Below are 16,962 nucleotides of genomic sequence, written 5' to 3'. Positions count from 1 at the left end.
CGACCGATCGCAGCCTGCTGGCTGCGATCCCTACAGCATCCGCTCCAGCCCGACCGTGTTGCTAAGCCAGGCATTGAAGCGCCGCCACCAGCTCCCCGGTTCTGTGGTCAGGGTGTGCAGCTGTCCGTCATCCTCGGTGACCCACACCACCTGGTCATTCTCCAGTTTCACCTCATAACTCAAGGCCGGTGCCATACCTTGCAGCGCCAGTTCGCGAACCCGCGCCGCCAGTTCCGGACTGTCTACCAGCACACCGACTTCTGTGTTCCACAGCACCGAACGCGGATCGAAGTTGAACGAGCCGACAAAGGATTTCTGACGGTCAAAGATCATCGCCTTGCTGTGCAGGCTTGAGTCGGACCCGCGATAACCCTTGCTGGAAAACAGGTGCGGGCCGCTACCGCCGCCACCGCTGCCTTCACCGGGCTGACGACGCAACTCAAACAGCTTCACGCCATGCTCCAGCAAGGCCTTACGGTAGGGCGCATAGCCACCGTGCACGGCCGGCACGTCGGTGGCTTCCAGTGCATTGGTCAGCAGACTCACCGAGACGCCCGCGTCAGCGCGTCCGGTGAGGTACACCAGCCCAGGCTGGCCGGGCACGAAGTACGCAGAGATCAGAATCAGTTCCTTGCTGACTTTTTCCAACTCCGGCGCCAATTGGGTCGTCAGCAGCAGTTGTGGATCAGGTTCGCCATCGGCCAGTACCTTGCTGGGTGCATCCCACAAAGCCTGGTTCCACGCCCAGATCAGCTCCCGGCGCCAGATATCCAGCCGCGGGTGGCGGGTGTAGCGCATCAGGTGTTGATAGAGCGCGTGGTTTTGCTGGCGAGTTTCGGCCAGGGACGCTTCCAGTTTGGCGCGGGTGTTTTCCAGGTCCCTGGCGGTCGGCTTGCTCGACAGGAATTCGTCGATCGGCTTGCTCAGGGCGCTGTTCCAGTACTGGTCGAAGCTGTGCCCGAGCTGCTCGGCAACCGGGCCGACGCCGAGCATGTCGATGTCGGTGAAGTTCATGTTCGGCTCGGCATCGAAATACTCGTCACCCAGATTGCGCCCGCCAACGATGGCCATGCTGTTGTCCGCCAGCCACAGCTTGTTGTGCATGCGTCGGTGCTGCTGCGACAGGTTGAACAGACGGCCCATGGTGCGCGTCACGCCTGTACTGCGACCCAGGTTCAGCGGGTTGAACACGCGGATCTGAATGTTCGGATGCACGGCGAGGGTGGCGATGACCAGGTCCAGGCCATCAGTGGCGGTGTCATCCAGCAGGATTCGCACGCGAACGCCACGGTCGGCGGCTTTGAGCAGTTCTTCGATCAGCATGCGTGTGCTGATGCCGTCGTGCACGATGTAGTACTGCAGATCGAGGCTGCTTTGCGCGTTGCGGATCAGTTCGGCGCGGGCCGTGAACGCTTCGGTGCTGTCAGGCAACAAGCGAAAACCGGACTGCCCTTGATAGGGGGCTGCTTGCGCCCGGACCGAACGACCGAAGGCCGAGTCTGACGCCGGCAGTGCCTGACTGGGGATGCGCTGTACGTCGACGTTGGCGCAACCGCCCAGGATCGAAGCGAGCAACAGAAGAGCGAGCAGGGATTGTCTGACTCTCACGTAGGATCGTTCCGATTGGCGGCGTGTGTTGGCATATGGACGACGGCTTCCGGATAAAGGTCAGTCGGTCAACGAGTCGGTTTCCGCCAGCAGCCTGATCGCTGTTGCGCCAACCTTGCGTACGGCTTCCTCGATGAGCGGTGTTGGCTTGGCAGCGTAGTTCATCCGCAGGCAATTGCGGTACTTGCCCGAGGCGGAAAAAATGCTGCCGACAGCAATCTGTACACCCTGATCGTGCAAGGCGCGATTGAGTTTCAGGGTATCGAAGCCTTCCGGCAGTTCGACCCAGAGCATAAAGCTGCCTTGCGGGCGACTGGCCCGGGTGCCGGCCGGGAAGTAACGGGTTACCCAGTCGATCATCACGTCGCGGTTGCGCTGGTATTGCGTACGCATGCGGCGCAGATGCGGTTCGAAGTGGCCGCCCTTGAGGAACTCGGCGATGGCGATTTGCGGTTGCGGGGCGGTGGAGCCGGTGCTGATGTACTTCATGTGCAGCACCCGCTCCAGATACCGGCCGGGTGCGACCCAGCCGATGCGCAGACCGGGTGCCAGGGTCTTGGAAAACGAGCTGCACAGCAGCACGCGGCCGTCCTCGTCGAAGGACTTGATGGTGCGCGGGCGCGGGTAGGTGTAGGCCAGTTCGCCATACACATCGTCCTCGATGATCGCCACGTCAAAACGCTGGGCGAGGTTCAGCAGCGCGCGTTTGCGCGACTCCGGCATGATGTAGCCGAGCGGGTTGTTGCAGTTGGGGGTCAGCTGAATGACCTTGATCGGCCATTGTTCCAGCGCTAGCTCCAGCGCGTCGAGGCTGATGCCAGTCAGCGGATCGGTCGGTATTTCCAGGGCCTTCATGCCCAGGCCCTTGAGGGTCTGCATGGCGCCGTGAAAGCTCGGTGAGTCCACCGCGACAATGTCCCCCGGCTCGCAGATCGCGCGGATGCTGGTGGACAGCGCTTCATGACACCCGGTGGTGATCACCAGATCGCTGGGGCTCAACTGGCACCCGGAATCGAGCATCAGCCGGGCGATCTGTTCGCGCAGCTCGAGATTGCCGTGGATGTTGTCGTAATACAGGCCTGGCATGTCCTGCCGACGACTGATGCGCGCCAGATCCCGCAGCAGCGGTTTCATGGTCGGCGAGTTGATGTCCGGCATGCCGCGCCCCAGCTGCACCACGTCCTTGCGCGGCACCGCGCGAATCAGCTCCAGCACTTGATCCCATTGGGAAATGTCCACCGGACGCTGGGCCGGGCGGCCAATCGCCGGCAGTTCAGGCAACTCACGACAGGCCGGCACGAAGTACCCGGATTTGGGCCGAGGCGTGGCCAGGCCACTGTCCTCGAGCACGCGATAGGCCTGCTGCACCGTGCTCAGGCTGACCCCGTGTTCGACACTAAGCGCCCGCACGGAGGGCAACCGGTCACCCGGGCGGTAGAAGCCCTGTTCGATACGCGTGCCGAGCAATTCGGCCAGGTTGACGTAGAGGGTCATGGTGCAGCCTCGAGGCAGGTGATTCGGTTGACCAGTACAGATCAGGCAAAAATACAGGATTCAGTCGTGTAAAAGGCAAATCTGTATGGAAATAATACAGTGGTGTTGAATCTGTAACGCTTTTGCTCACTCGCGCATCATGAAATCTCTGGCTACCCAAGTAAACAGGAGCAATCAAAATGAACGGCTTGAGCGATGTGCGGCTGACGTTACACAGTCAGGAACTGGTGGCAGGGCAGGAGGACAGTGCATGGAATTCGGCCATGCGCAATGCGCCATCCTGCATGAGCCGCTGGGATCTGTTCTGGCATCGTCTGCACACGCGCAAGGCGTTGCTGGCGCTGACACCCGAGCAGCTCAAGGATGTCGGGCTGACCCGTGAGCAGGCGCGGGAGGAGGGGTTGAAGCCTTTCTGGAGGCTCTGAGTGCAGGGCCTCATCGCGAGCAAGCTCGCTCCCACAAGGGGCGGTGGTGAACGCAAATCTTGTGTACACCGCCACACACTGTGGGAGCGAGCTTGGTCCGGGCGGCGATCCGACGATGGCGTCGGCAATGACGCAGGGAATCTTTCAGACCAACTCTTTAAGCCGATGCCACAGCATCCCCAATGCCAACAACGGCGAACGCAAATGCTTACCGCCGGGGAAGGTGATGTGCGGCACCTTGGCGAACAGATCGAACCCGCCGCCCTGTTGCCCGCTGATCGCTTCGGCGAGCAATTTGCCCGCCAGGTGCGTGGCGTTCACGCCGTGCCCGGAATAGGCCTGGGCGTAGTACACATTGGGTTGATCCTTGAGTCGCCCGATCTGCGGCAGGCGGTTGGCGCCGATGCCGATCATGCCGCCCCACTGATAGTCGATCTTCACGCCCGCCAATTGCGGGAAAACGTCGAGCATCTTCGGCTGCATGTACGCAGCAATGTCTTTCGGATCGCGGCCCGAGTAATGACAGGCGCCACCGAACAGCAGGCGCCTGTCCGCCGAGAGTCGGTAGTAATCCAGCGCCACCCGTTGATCACAGACCGCCATGTTCTGCGGCAACAGGTCATGGGCCTGCGCTTCGCTCAACGGCTCGGTGGCGATGATATAGCTGCCCGCGGGCAATACTTTGCCGCTGAGCTCCGGGTTGAGATTGTTCAGGTAGGCGTTGCAACCCAGTACCAGGGTCTTGGCGCGCACCGAGCCCTGAGCGGTATGCACCTTCACCTCGGAACCGTAGTCGATGCGGGTGACGGCGGATTGCTCGAACAGCTTTACGCCCAGTTGCTGCGCGGCAGCGGCTTCACCCAGGGCCAGGTTCAGTGGATGCAGATGCCCCGAGCCCATGTCGATCAGACCGCCGACATAGCGCTTTGAGCCGACCACGGTGTGCATCTCGTGGGCTTGCAGCAATCGCGTTTCGTAGCGATAACCGAGGCCGTGCAGTTCTTCGGCGTCCTCGGCAAATCCTTCCAGGTCTTTCGGTTTGTTGGCGAGGTCGCAGTAGCCCCAGGTCAAGTCGCAGGGGATCTGGAAACGCTTAACGCGTTGGCGGACGATTTCCACCGCCTCCAGCCCCATGAGCTTCATCTGCCGCACGCCTTCGATGCCGACTACATTGCTGAACTGATCGAGACCGTGACCGACGCCGCGAATCAACTGCCCGCCATTGCGCCCGCTGGCGCCCCAGCCGATCCTGCGTGCTTCCAGCAACACCACATTCAGGCCACGTTCGGCCAGTTCAAGCGCCGTGTTCAACCCGGAAAACCCGCCACCGACCACGCATACATCGGCCAGCACTTCACCCTTTAGCGCCGGGTATTCGGGCTGCGGCAGGCTGCTGGCGGCGTAATAGGACGCGGTGTGCTGCTGGGGCGGGGCAGGCTGTTGAGCACGGGCATTCATGTGCGTATTCCTGATTTTTGTGTTTAGAAAATTTGACGGAGCATAAGCCGGACCTTCCCGGGCGGGCAACATTGGTCGGCCAGCGCTGTCTGGATCGCGGTTTTTGCCGCACAATTGCGCTCCATTTCGCTCAAGGTCGGCGCTCGATGAGCTGCAACAGTCAGACAATTCGCACCCTGCGCCAGCAGATTCCCTCGTTCGAGTGCGTCCCGGGCTGCCATGACTGCTGTGGGCCGGTGACCACCTCACCCGAGGAAATGTCGCGCCTGCCGCGCAAGACCCGCGCCGAGCAGGACGCCGCGATGGATGAACTCAACTGTGTGCATCTGGGGCCAAACGGCTGCACCGTGTATGACGAGCGGCCGCTGATTTGCCGGCTGTTCGGCACCACCAAAACCTTGCCATGCCCGAACGGGCGTGGGCCTGTGGAGCTGATTCATCCACGGGTGGAGAAGCAGGTGTTCGAATACATGGCATCGAACCGGCAGGTGCTGGTTTAAGCGCTGCGAATCCTCAGTCCGGAATCGGCAACGTCAGGCTCTCCTTCACCTCTTCCATCACGATGTAGCTCTTGGACTCACGCACGTGCGGGAGCTTGAGCAGGATGTCACCCAGCAGCTTGCGATAGGAGGCCATCTCGGAAATCCGTGCCTTCACCAGGTAGTCGAAATCCCCCGACACCAGGTGGCACTCCAGCACATGGGGCAGTTTCAGCACCGCGCGTCGGAACTCTTCAAAGGTATCGCCGGATTTGTAGTCCAGGCTGATCTCGACGAATACCAGCAAACTACCCTTCAAATGCTGCGGATTGAGCCTGGCGTTGTAGCCCATGATGATCCCTTCGCGCTCCAGGCGCCGGACCCGCTCAGTACAGGGCGTGGTCGAGAGCCCGACCTTCTCCCCAAGCTCCGTAAACGAAATCCGCCCGTCCGCTTGCAGGATCCGCAGGATGTTGCGGTCGATCTTGTCCAGCTCACGTTTGGTCTGAGTGTTGGTACGCATAGGGGATGCGCCTCCGTGAAAAGGGTTTTTGCCGAGAATTGTCGCCAAATATAGGCGCTTATATAGTGAAAAGCACTGGCAAATCTTTTTTACACTGCGCGCATCTGTAGCTCTGAACAACAAACGTCAGCGGTTAGCCGCGATGAGGGATATGAAAATGCGCGTCATGGTCTTGGGTAGCGGCGTTATCGGTACCACCAGTGCTTATTATCTGGCCCGTGCCGGGTTTGAAGTGGTGGTCGTGGACCGGCAGCCGGCTGCTGCCATGGAGACCAGTTTCGCCAACGCCGGCCAGGTGTCGCCGGGTTATGCCTCGCCGTGGGCTGCGCCGGGCGTGCCGCTCAAAGCCATCAAGTGGCTGCTGGAGCGCCACGCACCTCTGGCGATCAAGGCCACTGGCGACATCGACCAGTACCTGTGGATGGCGCAGATGCTGCGCAACTGCACCGCCAGCCGTTACGCGGTGAACAAGGAGCGCATGGTCCGTCTGTCCGAGTACAGCCGTGACTGCCTCGACGAACTGCGCGCCGAAACCGGCATCGCCTACGAAGGCCGCAGCCTCGGTACGACTCAACTGTTCCGTACCCAGGCGCAACTGGACGGTGCCGCGAAAGACATCGCTGTGCTGAAAGAGTCCGGCGTACCCTTCGAACTGCTCGATCGCGAAGGCATTGCCCGCGTCGAACCGGCGCTGGCCAGCGTCACCGACATTCTCGCCGGTGCCCTGCGCCTGCCGAACGACCAGACCGGCGACTGCCAGATGTTCACCACCAAGCTGGCCGAAATGGCCAAGAACCTCGGTGTTGAATTCCGTTTCGGTCAGGACATCCAGAAGCTCGACTTCGCCGGTGATCGCATCAACGGCGTGTGGATCGACGGCAAGCTGGAAACCGCCGACCGCTACGTGCTGGCCCTCGGCAGCTACTCGCCGCAGCTGCTCAAGCCGCTGGGCATCAAGGCGCCGGTGTACCCGCTCAAGGGTTACTCGCTGACCGTGCCGATCACCAACCCGGCGATGGCCCCGACTTCGACCATTCTCGACGAGACCTACAAGGTCGCGATCACCCGTTTCGACAACCGCATCCGCGTCGGCGGCATGGCGGAGATTGCCGGTTTTGACCTGTCGCTGAACCCGCGTCGCCGCGAAACCCTGGAGATGATCGTCAACGACCTTTATCCTCAGGGCGGCGATCTGGCCCAGGCCAGCTTCTGGACCGGTTTGCGTCCAACCACCCCGGACGGCACCCCGATCGTCGGCGCCACGCCGTTCAAGAACCTGTTCCTGAACACCGGTCACGGCACCCTCGGCTGGACCATGGCGTGCGGTTCCGGCCGTCTGCTGGCTGACCTGATGGCGAAGAAAAAGCCGCAGATCAGCGCCGAAGGTCTCGATATTTCCCGTTATGGCAACAAAGCCCAGGAGTCCGCAAAACATGCCCGTCCAGCGCCAGCTCACCAATGAGCGCATGAGTCAGATCGTCACCCACAACGGCACGGTTTACCTGGCCGGGCAAGTGGGCGACGACTTCAACGCCGGGGTTGAGCAGCAGACGCGCGAGGTGCTCGCCAAGATCGAGCGCTTGCTCGATCAGGCCGGGACCGACAAGCAGCATTTGTTGTCGGCGACGATCTACCTGAACGACATCGACGCGCACTTTGCCGGCATGAATTCGGTGTGGGACCAGTGGCTGCCAAAGGGCGCCGCCCCGGCCCGTGCCACCGTCGAAGCGAAGATGGCCAAGCCGAGCATCCTGGTCGAGATCTCCATCGTCGCCGCCTTGCCGTAAGTATAAAGATCCCTCTCCCGGTGCGACTGGCGGTTTACGCCGTCAGCCAGCGCCGGTTTTTATTCCAATGACCCGACCAGAAGTCTGCCGCCATGCGTCCTGCCCGTGCCCTGATCGACCTTCAAGCCCTGCGCAACAACTACCGAATCGCCCGTGAACTGACGGGGGCGAAGGCCCTTGCCGTGATCAAGGCCGATGCCTATGGCCATGGCGCGGTGCGCTGCGCCCAGGCGCTGGAAGGCGAGGCCGATGGCTTTGCCGTGGCCTGTATCGAAGAGGCCCTGGAGCTGCGTGCAGCGGGTATTCGTGCACCGGTGTTGCTGCTGGAAGGTTTTTTTGAAGCCGAAGAGCTGGCGCTGATCGTCGAACATGATTTCTGGTGCGTGGTGCATTCGCTGTGGCAGCTTGAAGCCATCGAGAAGGCGGCGCTGAGCAAGCCGATCACCGTGTGGCTCAAGCTCGATTCGGGCATGCACCGGGTCGGTCTGCATCCGGCGGATTATCAGACGGCTTATCAGCGTCTGCAGGCCAGCGGCAAGGTCGAGAAGATCGTGTTGATGAGCCACTTCGCCCGCGCCGATGAGTTGCACGAGCAGGCCAGCGCCGATCAGGTGGCGGTGTTTGAAGCCGCCCGCAAGGATTTGTCCGCCGAGGTGAGTTTGCGCAATTCGCCGGCGGTGCTCGGCTGGCCGCAGATCCCGAGCGACTGGGTGCGTCCGGGCATCATGCTCTACGGAGCCACGCCGTTCGAAGAAGCCAACGAAGTGGCAGCACGTCTGCAACCGGTGATGACGCTGGAATCGAAGGTGATTTGCGTGCGCGAATTGCCGGCCGGCGAGCCGATCGGTTACGGCGCCAAATTCATCACCCAGAAACCGATGCGCGTTGGCGTGGTGGCCATGGGTTATGCCGACGGCTATCCGCGTCACGCACCGACCGGCACCCCGGTGCTGGTGGCTGGGCAACGCAGCCAGTTGATTGGCCGGGTGTCGATGGACATGCTGTGCATCGATCTCACCGACATACCGCAGGCCGGACTCGGTTCGACGGTCGAATTGTGGGGCAAGAACATCCTTGCCAGCGACGTGGCAATGGCTGCCGACACGATTCCGTACCAGATCTTCTGCAACCTGCGCCGGGTGCCACTGCTCTATTCCGGGGCTTGATGCACAAGGTTCAACGCCGAAAGTCGACTCGCTGACCAGGATTCAGGTCAAAGTGTTGTAAATACTGAACGCTGTCGCCATGATAACGTTCATTATTCCAACAATTCTGAATCCTGGAGGCGCAAGCTTTGGACGTCGGTGAGCGACTGCAATCCATCCGTAGGCTCAAGGGCCTTTCCCAGCGTGAACTCGCCAAGCGTGCGGGAGTCACCAACAGCACGATCTCGATGATCGAGAAGAACAGCGTGAGCCCCTCGATCAGTTCGCTGCGCAAGGTACTGGGCGGGATTCCCATGTCCATGGTCGAGTTCTTTTCCGAGGAAATCCTCCAGGAAAAACCCACTCAGATTGTCTACAAGGCCAATGAGCTGATCGACATCTCCGATGGCGCGGTGACCATGAAGCTGGTCGGCCGGGCGCATCCGAGCCGAGCCATTGCCTTCCTCAATGAAATCTATCCGCCAGGCGCCGACACCGGTGACGAGATGCTCACCCATGAGGGCGAGGAAACCGGCATTCTGGTCGAAGGCAAACTGGAACTGGTGGTCGGGCTTGAAACTTTTGTGCTCGAAGCCGGCGATAGCTACTACTTTGAAAGTACCAAGCCCCATCGCTTCCGGAATCCGTTCGATGTGCCTGCGCGACTAATCAGCGCAGCTACCCCGGCGAATTTCTAAGAAAAGAGGCGTCCTGCCAGTATCGCAGAGGCGCCCGGGCTGTTTTTCCGTCGCGAGCTAAGACCCCTTTGACTTTAGGGTTGTTTCAGAGCGACGGGCTTACCGCTATACTTGCGCCCGCCTGCGAACCGTGGCCGTAGGCGTGACTAGCCACCATTGAGGGTGAACGCGTGAATCTAATTATGAAAATGCTGGCTGCACCAGCAACCGTTTTGGCCCTATGGGCTGTCAGCGCTCAAGCTGCGACGAATGACGATATTGCCAAGCGCCTTGAACCGGTCGGTCAGGTCTGTGTTCAGGGTCAGGAGTGCAAGGGGATGGAAGTGGCAGCCTCCGCAGGTGGCGGCGGTGGTGCCAAGACCCCGGACGAAGTGATTGCAAAACATTGCAACGCTTGCCACGGCACTGGCCTGTTGGGCGCACCGAAAATCGGTGACGCGGCAGCCTGGAAAGACCGTGCCGATCACCAGGGCGGCCTCGACGGCATTCTGGCCAAGGCCATTACCGGTATCAACTCGATGCCGCCAAAAGGCACCTGCGCCGACTGCTCGGATGAAGAGCTGAAGGGCGCGATCCAGAAGATGTCCGGCCTGAAATAAGCGCGCATCTTTCGCGAAAAAGCCGCTTTCGAGCGGCTTTTTTGTGCCCGCGATTTGATCTTGATGGCTGTTCATTGCAGCAAAGACCCGGCAAGCTCGGTCCAACCCCAGGTCATGGAATGTAAGGGAGGATCCGATGGTTCAGCTGTGTTCTATCGAGCAAGCGGTCGATGAGGTGTTGGCGAGGTTGCCGACGCATATCCACATGGGTCTGCCGTTGGGTCTTGGCAAGCCGAACCCCTTCGTCAACGCCTTGTACCGGCGTATCGCCGCGCTGCCCGAACGCCGACTGACGATCTACACCGCCTTGTGTCTGGGGCGCCCAGCCTTGGGTGACGGGTTGCAGAAACGCTTCCTTGAGCCCTTTATCGAGCGAGTATTCGGCGACTACCCGGAGCTGGAGTTCCTCACCGATCTGCACCGCGACAGTCTCCCGGCCAACATCCACATTGAGCAATTCTTCATGCAGCCTGGCAGCCTGCTCAACAGTGCGGCCGCCCAGCAGGATTACGTCAGCAGCAACTACAGCCACGCCGCCCGCGACATCAACGCCGCCGGCTTGAACCTGGTGGCGCAAATGGTCGCCAGCCATGCCGATCATCCTGATCGCCTGAGCCTGAGCTGCAACCCGGATATCACCCTCGATCTGCTGCCTAAGATCGCCAAACGCCGCGCTGCCGGCGAGACCATCCTGATGCTCGGCCAAGTGCACAATGACTTGCCCTACATGCCCGGCGACGCGGAACTGGGTATCGACGACTTCGATTTGCTCATCGATGCCAAGGACAGCACCACGCTGTTCTCCACGCCAAACATGCCGGTGGGCTTTCAGGATCATTTCATCGGCCTGCACGCCAGCACCCTGGTGCGCGATGGCGGCACCTTGCAGATCGGCATTGGTTCGATGGGCGATGCGGTGACCGCGGCTTTGTTGGCCCGGCAAGCCGATAGCCAGGGTTACCAGGCGTTGCTGGCGGACGTGAACCTCAGCCAATGGGCGCAACTGATCGCCCGTGAAGGCGGCCTCGAACCATTCGCCAAAGGCCTCTACGGTTGCAGTGAAATGTTCGTCAACGGCCTGTTGGTGCTGGCGGACGCCGGAGTTTTGCGGCGCAAGGTTTACCCGGATGTGGAAACCCAGCAGCGCGCCAATACCGGCACGCTGGATGAAACGGCGCAAACCGATGGCATCTCGGTGCACGGCGGCTTCTTTCTCGGACCGCGCAGTTTTTATGAACGCCTGCGTGAGTTACCGCAGAGCAAGCGTCTCGAATTCAACATGACCCGTATCAGCTACATCAATGAGCTCTACGGTCAGGAGGAGCTCAAGCGTCTGCAGCGCCTCGATGCGCGGTTCATCAATACGGCATTCACCGTGACCTTGCTCGGCGCCGGTGTGGCCGATCAACTGGAAGACGGGCGCGTGCTCAGCGGCGTAGGCGGGCAGTACAACTTTGTGGTGCAAGGCCACGCGCTCGAAGGTGCTCGTTCGATATTGCTGCTGCGCAGCTGGCGCGAATCCGCCGGTGAGGTCAGTTCGAACATCGTCTGGGAATACGGCCACTGCACCATCCCCCGGCACCTGCGCGACATCGTCGTGACCGAGTACGGCATCGCCGATCTGCGGGGCAAAACCGATGCGGCGGTGATTGAAGCGTTACTGAACATCAGCGACTCACGCTTCCAGCAGGGGTTGATCGAGCAGGCGCAGAAGGTAGGCAAGTTGCCGAAGGATTTTTGTCTCGATCCGCGTTTTACCGACAACAACCCACAGCGTTTGCAGGACATTCGGGCGCGTCATCAGCAGCTGTTTCCGGAGTATCCGCTGGGCAGTGATTTCACCGAGGTGGAGCGCGATGTGTTGCGGGCGCTGAACTGGCTCAAGAGCAAGTTCAAGTTGAGCGAGATTCTGCAGTTGGGCAAGGCTGCGCTTGACGCGCCAGAGCCTTCGTCATTTCCCGAGCATTTGCAGCGCATGCAACTGAGCAACCCGGACGGGCTGAAGGAGGATTTGTATCAGCGGTTGTTGCTAACCGGCCTGAAGGCCACTGCGCAGTAACAGCCACACAAAACACTGTGGGAGCGAACTCGCTCCCACAAGTCTTGCGGCGTAGTTGTGTCAGTGATCAGTCGATGAAGGTCACGACACCGCCCGCCAGCGACTTCACACGCGCCAGCGATTCAACGCGATAGCCCTGCGAATCCAGCTCGGCACGGCCGCCCTGGAACGACTTCTCGATCACGATGCCCAGGCCGGCAACGGTCGCGCCGGCCTGCTTGATGATCGAAATCAGCGCCTGGGACGCCTTACCGTTGGCCAGGAAGTCGTCGATGATCAGCACGCGGTCGCTGCTGGTCAGGTGGCGCGGGGAGATGGCCACGGTGCTCTCGGTTTTCTTGGTGAACGAGTAAACGGTTGCCGACAGCAGGTTTTCAGTCAGGGTCAGGGACTGTTGCTTGCGGGCAAAAATCACCGGCACACCGAGGTTCAGACCGGTCATGATCGCCGGGGCAATGCCCGAGGCTTCGATGGTGACGATCTTGGTGATGCCCGAATCCTTGAACAGCGTGGCGAATTCGTCGCCGATCAGCTTCATCAGGGCCGGGTCGATCTGGTGGTTCAGGAAGGCGTCGACCTTCAGGACCTGGTCGGAAAGCACGATGCCTAGTTCGCGGATTTTCTGCTGCAATGCTTCCATGAAGCTGTCCTCATTTGGCGCTTTGTGCGCCGAAGGTCTAGTAAAATGTGGTCAATTCTAGCGCTTTAACATCGCGCGTATATCAGCCAATGCGCTATTGCCCCGCACGGCTTTGACTTCGGTCGGTGTGTCGTCGTTGCCTTCCCAGGCCAGATCGTCCGGCGGCAGCTCATCGAGGAAGCGGCTTGGCGAGCAATCGATGATCTCGCCGTATTGCTTGCGCTTGGCGGCGAAGGTGAAAGCCAGGGTCTGGCGCGCACGGGTAATGCCCACGTAGGCCAGGCGGCGCTCTTCTTCGATGGTGTCGGCTTCGATGCTGGAGCGGTGCGGGAGGATTTCCTCTTCCATGCCCATGATGAACACGTAGGGGAATTCCAGGCCCTTGGACGCATGCAAGGTCATCATCTGCACGCCTTCGGCGCCGTCCTCTTCTTCCTGCTGGCGTTCCAGCATGTCGCGCAGGACGAGTTTGCCGATGGCGTCTTCAACGGTCATTTCGCCGTCTTCGTCTTTTTCCAGGGTGTTCTTCAGCGCCTCGATCAGGAACCACACGTTACCCATGCGGTAATCGGCGGCCTTGTCGCTGGAGCTATTGGTGCGCAGCCAGTTCTCGTAGTCGATGTCCATGACCATGCTGCGCAGCGCCGAGATCGGGTCTTCGCCGGCGCACTGCTCGCGGACCTTGTCCATGAAACGCTTGAAGCGCGACAGGCGATCGGTGAAACGGCTGTCCAGATGCTCGCCCAGGCCGATTTCATCGGTGGCGGCGTACATCGAGATCTTGCGTTCGGTGGCGTAGTTGCCGAGCTTTTCCAGGGTGGTCGAACCGATCTCGCGACGCGGAACGTTGATCACGCGCAGGAAGGCGTTGTCGTCGTCCGGGTTCACGATCAGGCGGAAGTAGGCCATCAGGTCCTTTACTTCCTGGCGTCCGAAAAAGCTGTTACCGCCGGACAGGCGATACGGCACCTGGTGGTGCTGCAATTTCAGCTCGATCAGCTTGGCCTGGTAGTTGCCGCGATAGAGGATCGCAAAGTCGCTGTACGGACGGTCGGTGCGCAGGTGCAGGCTGAGGATTTCCACGGCCACACGTTCGGCTTCGGCGTCTTCGTTGCGGCAGCGGATCACGCGAATCTCGTCACCGTGGCCCATTTCACTCCACAGCTGCTTTTCGAATTCGTGGGGGTTGTTCGAGATCAGCACGTTGGCGCAGCGCAGGATGCGGCTGGTGGAGCGGTAGTTCTGCTCCAGCATCACCACTTTCAAGGACGGGTAGTCTTCCTTGAGCAACATCAGGTTTTCCGGGCGCGCGCCTCGCCAGGCATAGATCGACTGGTCGTCGTCGCCTACCACGGTGAACTGGTTGCGTTTGCCGATGAGCATTTTCACCAGCAGGTACTGGCTGGCGTTGGTGTCCTGGTATTCGTCCACCAGCAGGTAACGCACCTTGTTCTGCCACTTCTCCAGGATGTCGGCGTGTTCTTCGAACAGCTTCACCGGCAGCAGGATCAGGTCGTCGAAGTCCACCGCGTTGAACGCCTTGAGTGTGCGCTGGTAGTGGGTGTAGACGATGGCGGCGGTCTGTTCCTTGGGGTTGCGTGCGTTTTCCAGGGCCTGGGCCGGGAGGATCAGGTCGTTCTTCCAGGCGCCGATCATGTTCTTGATCTCGTCGACGCCGTCGTCGCCGGAGTATTCCTTCTGCATGATGTCGGTCATCAGGGCCTTGACGTCGGTCTCGTCGAAGATCGAGAAACCGGGTTTGTAGCCCAGCCGCACATGTTCCTTGCGGATGATGTTCAGGCCCAGGTTGTGGAAGGTGCAGACCGTCAGGCCGCGGCCCTCGCCGGCGCGCAGCAGGGTGCCGACCCGTTCCTTCATCTCGCGCGCGGCCTTGTTGGTGAAGGTCATGGCGACGATGTACTGGGCGCGGATGCCGCAGTTCTGGATCAGGTGCGCAATCTTGCGCGTGATCACGCTGGTCTTGCCGGAGCCAGCACCGGCGAGCACCAATAGAGGGCCGCCGACGTAGTTCACGGCTTCTTGCTGCCGGGGATTGAGTCGGGACATACGAAAATTCGGGAGTCGTTGACGAAATGGGCCGGCATTTTAACAGGCTCAGCGAATTGTGCTGCTCTGTCCGACTTGTGACGTACCACGCTATCTATATTTGCCGGTTTTGATACTTTCACGCAGGATGCGCAACGAATATACGGCTAATGTTCGTAATTCCGGATACAAAGGCCTCGTTTGATAACTGATGTCATTGGTCATTGGTTAACAGCACGGCATAATGCCTGCCGCCTACATCATTGCAGAGTCTAGGGAGCTAGCTTGTCTACGCCTGTCGAACCCTTGCGTTTGCTGCTACTGGCCGAAGAGCCAGCGTGGGCAGCGTTGTTGCGCGAGTGTCTGGCTCCAATGGGGAGCTCGGCCGTGCTCATCAGCGCGCCGAGTTGGGAGTCGGTCAGCAGTCTGTTCGATGACAACCGCAGCGCGGTGTTGTTGACGATCCCGGAACTTCAACCGGCGCCAGGCCGTTGCAGCCTGCCGACGGTATTGTTGCTCGACCATGAGCCGCTGACCCCACCTGACGGTGTGAGTGACTGGCTGGTGCGCGACCTGCTTGATCCCGGCATGCTGCGCCGGTGCCTGCGGCATGTGCGCGAGCGTGGTGTGCTGGAAACCACTCTGCAACGCCTGGCCGAGCAAGACCCGCTCACCGGCATCGCCAATCGCCAGGGTTTCCAGACCCTGCTGACCGCACGGCTGGCGGAAAACGACGGCCGTGGCCTGGCCCTCGGCCATCTCGATCTCGATAACTTCCGTTACGCCAACGACGCCCTTGGCCATCAGGCCGGTGATCGCCTGATCCTGCAAGTGGTTGCGCGGCTGAAGAACCAGCTCGAAGCCGGTGATCAACTGGCGCGGCTGGGCAGTGACGAATTCGCCTTGTTGATCGACACCCGTCGTGCGCCGCAACGCGCCGAGTGGATGGCCGAACGCATCAGCGAAGCCCTGGCGGAACCCTACTGGGTCGACGGCGAGAGCCTGTTGATCGGCTCCAGCCTGGGCATCGCCCATGCCCGCGCCCAGGCAGGTGCAGACCCCTTGATGTGGCATGCGCATATCGCCATGCAGCAGGCCAAGAGCACCCAGGGCTGCACCTTTCATATTTTCAACGAACGCATCAACCGCAATGCCCGCAGCATCGCCGACCTCGAAACCGAGTTGCGCCGGGCGCTGCGCCGCGATGAGCTGGAGTTGCACTACCAGCCGCGCTTGAATCTTGAAGACGGCCAGATCGTTGGCCTCGAAGCCCTGGTGCGCTGGCGCCATGGCGAGCGTGGCTTGCTGCCGCCGAGCGAGTTCGTACCGCTGGCCGAGCAGAGTGGCTTGATCGTGCCATTGGGTTACTGGGTGATTTCCCGGGCCCTGCGCGACATGCAGGCGCTGCGTGAGCGTGGCATCCCGGCGTTGCACATGGCGATCAACCTGTCGTTCCGGCAGTTTCAGGACAGCCAGTTGCTCCCGACGCTGAGCCGGTTGATTGCCGAACGCGGCGTCGAAGCGCAGTGGCTGGAATTTGAACTGACCGAAACCGCCGTCATGCGCCGCAGCGATCTGGTCAAGCAGACCATGGATGCCCTCGGGCGTCTTGGTGTGCGCTTCTCCCTTGACGACTTTGGCACCGGCTTCTCCTCTTTCGTGCACCTCAACAGCCTGCCGATCACCTTGCTGAAGATCGACAAGAGCTTTGTCGGCGGCATGGAGCAGCGCGAGGAGAACCGCAAATTGGTGCACGCGATGATCAACCTGGCGCACAACCTCAATCTCGAGGTGGTGGCGGAAGGCGTGGAGACACCGGAACAACTGGACTTGCTTCGCGGGTTCGATTGCGATCAGGTGCAGGGATATCTGATCAGCAAGCCGTTGCCGCTGGCGGATCTGGTGGAATACCTGACGTTTGGTTCCAGTCAGCAGCCCATGCTGGAAATTGTTAGCTGATCCCGATTCTTCATTCGGCAAATAACCTGTGTGAGCAAGCTC

The 16,962-nt window shown here is 60.7% G+C and carries 15 protein-coding genes; 9 read left to right on the top strand and 6 right to left on the bottom strand.

Features of this window, described 5'->3' with window-relative positions; all coding sequences use genetic code 11:
* Positions 1 to 30: 30 nt before the first annotated feature.
* Together EIY72_RS06435 and EIY72_RS06430 are read right to left on the bottom strand one after the other, a co-directional pair.
* Entirely contained in the window at positions 31 to 1,608 is a 1,578-nt protein-coding gene (locus EIY72_RS06435) for a phospholipase D family protein (RefSeq protein ID WP_093228618.1), read from the bottom strand.
* A gap of 60 nt (positions 1,609 to 1,668) precedes the next feature.
* Positions 1,669 to 3,102 carry an aminotransferase-like domain-containing protein gene (locus EIY72_RS06430; protein ID WP_093228622.1) on the bottom strand — a complete coding sequence of 478 codons (1,434 nt, stop codon included), beginning with the start codon at positions 3,100 to 3,102 and terminating at the stop codon, positions 1,669 to 1,671.
* A gap of 179 nt (positions 3,103 to 3,281) precedes the next feature.
* Here EIY72_RS06430 and EIY72_RS06425 point away from each other — a divergent pair, with 179 nt between their 5' ends.
* Entirely contained in the window at positions 3,282 to 3,527 is a 246-nt protein-coding gene (locus EIY72_RS06425) for a DUF1127 domain-containing protein (protein WP_093228625.1), read from the top strand.
* 144 nt (positions 3,528 to 3,671) lie between these two features.
* Here EIY72_RS06425 and EIY72_RS06420 read toward each other — a convergent pair whose 3' ends face one another.
* On the bottom strand, positions 3,672 to 4,985 hold the full coding sequence (locus tag EIY72_RS06420; RefSeq protein ID WP_093228628.1) for an NAD(P)/FAD-dependent oxidoreductase: 1,314 nt from the start codon (positions 4,983 to 4,985) through the stop codon (positions 3,672 to 3,674).
* 146 nt (positions 4,986 to 5,131) lie between these two features.
* Here EIY72_RS06420 and EIY72_RS06415 point away from each other — a divergent pair, with 146 nt between their 5' ends.
* Positions 5,132 to 5,485 carry a YkgJ family cysteine cluster protein gene (locus tag EIY72_RS06415; protein ID WP_093228632.1) on the top strand — a complete coding sequence of 118 codons (354 nt, stop codon included), beginning with the start codon at positions 5,132 to 5,134 and terminating at the stop codon, positions 5,483 to 5,485.
* Positions 5,486 to 5,498: 13 nt separating this feature from the next.
* Here EIY72_RS06415 and EIY72_RS06410 read toward each other — a convergent pair whose 3' ends face one another.
* Positions 5,499 to 5,987: an Lrp/AsnC ligand binding domain-containing protein gene (locus tag EIY72_RS06410; protein WP_007975155.1), complete on the bottom strand. Its 489-nt coding sequence runs from the start codon at positions 5,985 to 5,987 to the stop codon at positions 5,499 to 5,501.
* Positions 5,988 to 6,144: 157 nt separating this feature from the next.
* On the opposite strand from EIY72_RS06410, the gene dadA reads away from it, so the two are divergent.
* The 6 genes from dadA to EIY72_RS06380 all read left to right on the top strand — a co-directional run bounded on the left by dadA (position 6,145) and on the right by EIY72_RS06380 (position 12,275).
* Positions 6,145 to 7,449 (top strand): D-amino acid dehydrogenase, encoded by a 1,305-nt coding sequence (gene dadA / locus EIY72_RS06405; RefSeq protein ID WP_093230784.1) that lies wholly within the window; start codon positions 6,145 to 6,147, stop codon positions 7,447 to 7,449.
* Complete coding sequence (locus tag EIY72_RS06400; RefSeq protein ID WP_093228635.1) at positions 7,421 to 7,774, top strand: RidA family protein; 354 nt, start codon at positions 7,421 to 7,423, stop codon at positions 7,772 to 7,774. The genes dadA and EIY72_RS06400 overlap by 29 nt, the downstream gene beginning before the upstream one ends.
* A gap of 92 nt (positions 7,775 to 7,866) precedes the next feature.
* Positions 7,867 to 8,940 carry an alanine racemase gene (gene alr, locus EIY72_RS06395; RefSeq protein ID WP_093228639.1) on the top strand — a complete coding sequence of 358 codons (1,074 nt, stop codon included), beginning with the start codon at positions 7,867 to 7,869 and terminating at the stop codon, positions 8,938 to 8,940.
* A 128-nt stretch (positions 8,941 to 9,068) separates the two neighbouring features.
* On the top strand, positions 9,069 to 9,617 hold the full coding sequence (locus EIY72_RS06390) for a cupin domain-containing protein (RefSeq protein WP_008023455.1): 549 nt from the start codon (positions 9,069 to 9,071) through the stop codon (positions 9,615 to 9,617).
* Positions 9,618 to 9,799: 182 nt separating this feature from the next.
* Positions 9,800 to 10,216, top strand: coding sequence for a c-type cytochrome (locus tag EIY72_RS06385; protein ID WP_093228644.1), 417 nt, complete (start codon positions 9,800 to 9,802; stop codon positions 10,214 to 10,216).
* 136 nt (positions 10,217 to 10,352) lie between these two features.
* Positions 10,353 to 12,275, top strand: coding sequence for an acetyl-CoA hydrolase/transferase C-terminal domain-containing protein (locus EIY72_RS06380; protein WP_093228647.1), 1,923 nt, complete (start codon positions 10,353 to 10,355; stop codon positions 12,273 to 12,275).
* Positions 12,276 to 12,342: 67 nt separating this feature from the next.
* On the opposite strand, the gene EIY72_RS06375 is transcribed toward EIY72_RS06380, so the two are convergent.
* Both EIY72_RS06375 and rep read right to left on the bottom strand, forming a co-directional pair.
* Positions 12,343 to 12,915, bottom strand: coding sequence for a xanthine phosphoribosyltransferase (locus tag EIY72_RS06375; protein ID WP_093228650.1), 573 nt, complete (start codon positions 12,913 to 12,915; stop codon positions 12,343 to 12,345).
* 57 nt (positions 12,916 to 12,972) lie between these two features.
* On the bottom strand, positions 12,973 to 14,982 hold the full coding sequence (rep, locus tag EIY72_RS06370) for a DNA helicase Rep (RefSeq protein ID WP_093228653.1): 2,010 nt from the start codon (positions 14,980 to 14,982) through the stop codon (positions 12,973 to 12,975).
* 264 nt (positions 14,983 to 15,246) lie between these two features.
* Here rep and EIY72_RS06365 point away from each other — a divergent pair, with 264 nt between their 5' ends.
* The gene (locus tag EIY72_RS06365) at positions 15,247 to 16,920 is read left to right on the top strand and encodes a putative bifunctional diguanylate cyclase/phosphodiesterase (protein ID WP_093228657.1); all 1,674 of its coding nucleotides are present in this window, start codon (positions 15,247 to 15,249) and stop codon (positions 16,918 to 16,920) included.
* Positions 16,921 to 16,962 lie beyond the last annotated feature (42 nt).

This window comes from Pseudomonas vancouverensis, from assembly GCF_004348895.1.
In the GTDB taxonomy this organism is placed as follows: domain Bacteria; phylum Pseudomonadota; class Gammaproteobacteria; order Pseudomonadales; family Pseudomonadaceae; genus Aquipseudomonas; species Aquipseudomonas vancouverensis.
Note: the sequence above shows the minus strand (reverse complement) of the source record. Positions and strands in the feature narration are given on the sequence as shown.

Coding starts and splice junctions, on each gene's coding strand:
- EIY72_RS06430 (WP_093228622.1), bottom strand. CDS start 3,102: ATGACCCTCTACGTCAACCTGGCCGAATTGCTCGGCACGCGTATCGAA.
- EIY72_RS06425 (WP_093228625.1), top strand. CDS start 3,282: ATGAACGGCTTGAGCGATGTGCGGCTGACGTTACACAGTCAGGAACTG.
- EIY72_RS06420 (WP_093228628.1), bottom strand. CDS start 4,985: ATGAATGCCCGTGCTCAACAGCCTGCCCCGCCCCAGCAGCACACCGCG.
- EIY72_RS06415 (WP_093228632.1), top strand. CDS start 5,132: ATGAGCTGCAACAGTCAGACAATTCGCACCCTGCGCCAGCAGATTCCC.
- EIY72_RS06410 (WP_007975155.1), bottom strand. CDS start 5,987: ATGCGTACCAACACTCAGACCAAACGTGAGCTGGACAAGATCGACCGC.
- dadA (WP_093230784.1), top strand. CDS start 6,145: ATGCGCGTCATGGTCTTGGGTAGCGGCGTTATCGGTACCACCAGTGCT.
- EIY72_RS06400 (WP_093228635.1), top strand. CDS start 7,421: ATGCCCGTCCAGCGCCAGCTCACCAATGAGCGCATGAGTCAGATCGTC.
- alr (WP_093228639.1), top strand. CDS start 7,867: ATGCGTCCTGCCCGTGCCCTGATCGACCTTCAAGCCCTGCGCAACAAC.
- EIY72_RS06385 (WP_093228644.1), top strand. CDS start 9,800: ATGAAAATGCTGGCTGCACCAGCAACCGTTTTGGCCCTATGGGCTGTC.
- EIY72_RS06380 (WP_093228647.1), top strand. CDS start 10,353: ATGGTTCAGCTGTGTTCTATCGAGCAAGCGGTCGATGAGGTGTTGGCG.
- EIY72_RS06375 (WP_093228650.1), bottom strand. CDS start 12,915: ATGGAAGCATTGCAGCAGAAAATCCGCGAACTAGGCATCGTGCTTTCC.
- rep (WP_093228653.1), bottom strand. CDS start 14,982: ATGTCCCGACTCAATCCCCGGCAGCAAGAAGCCGTGAACTACGTCGGC.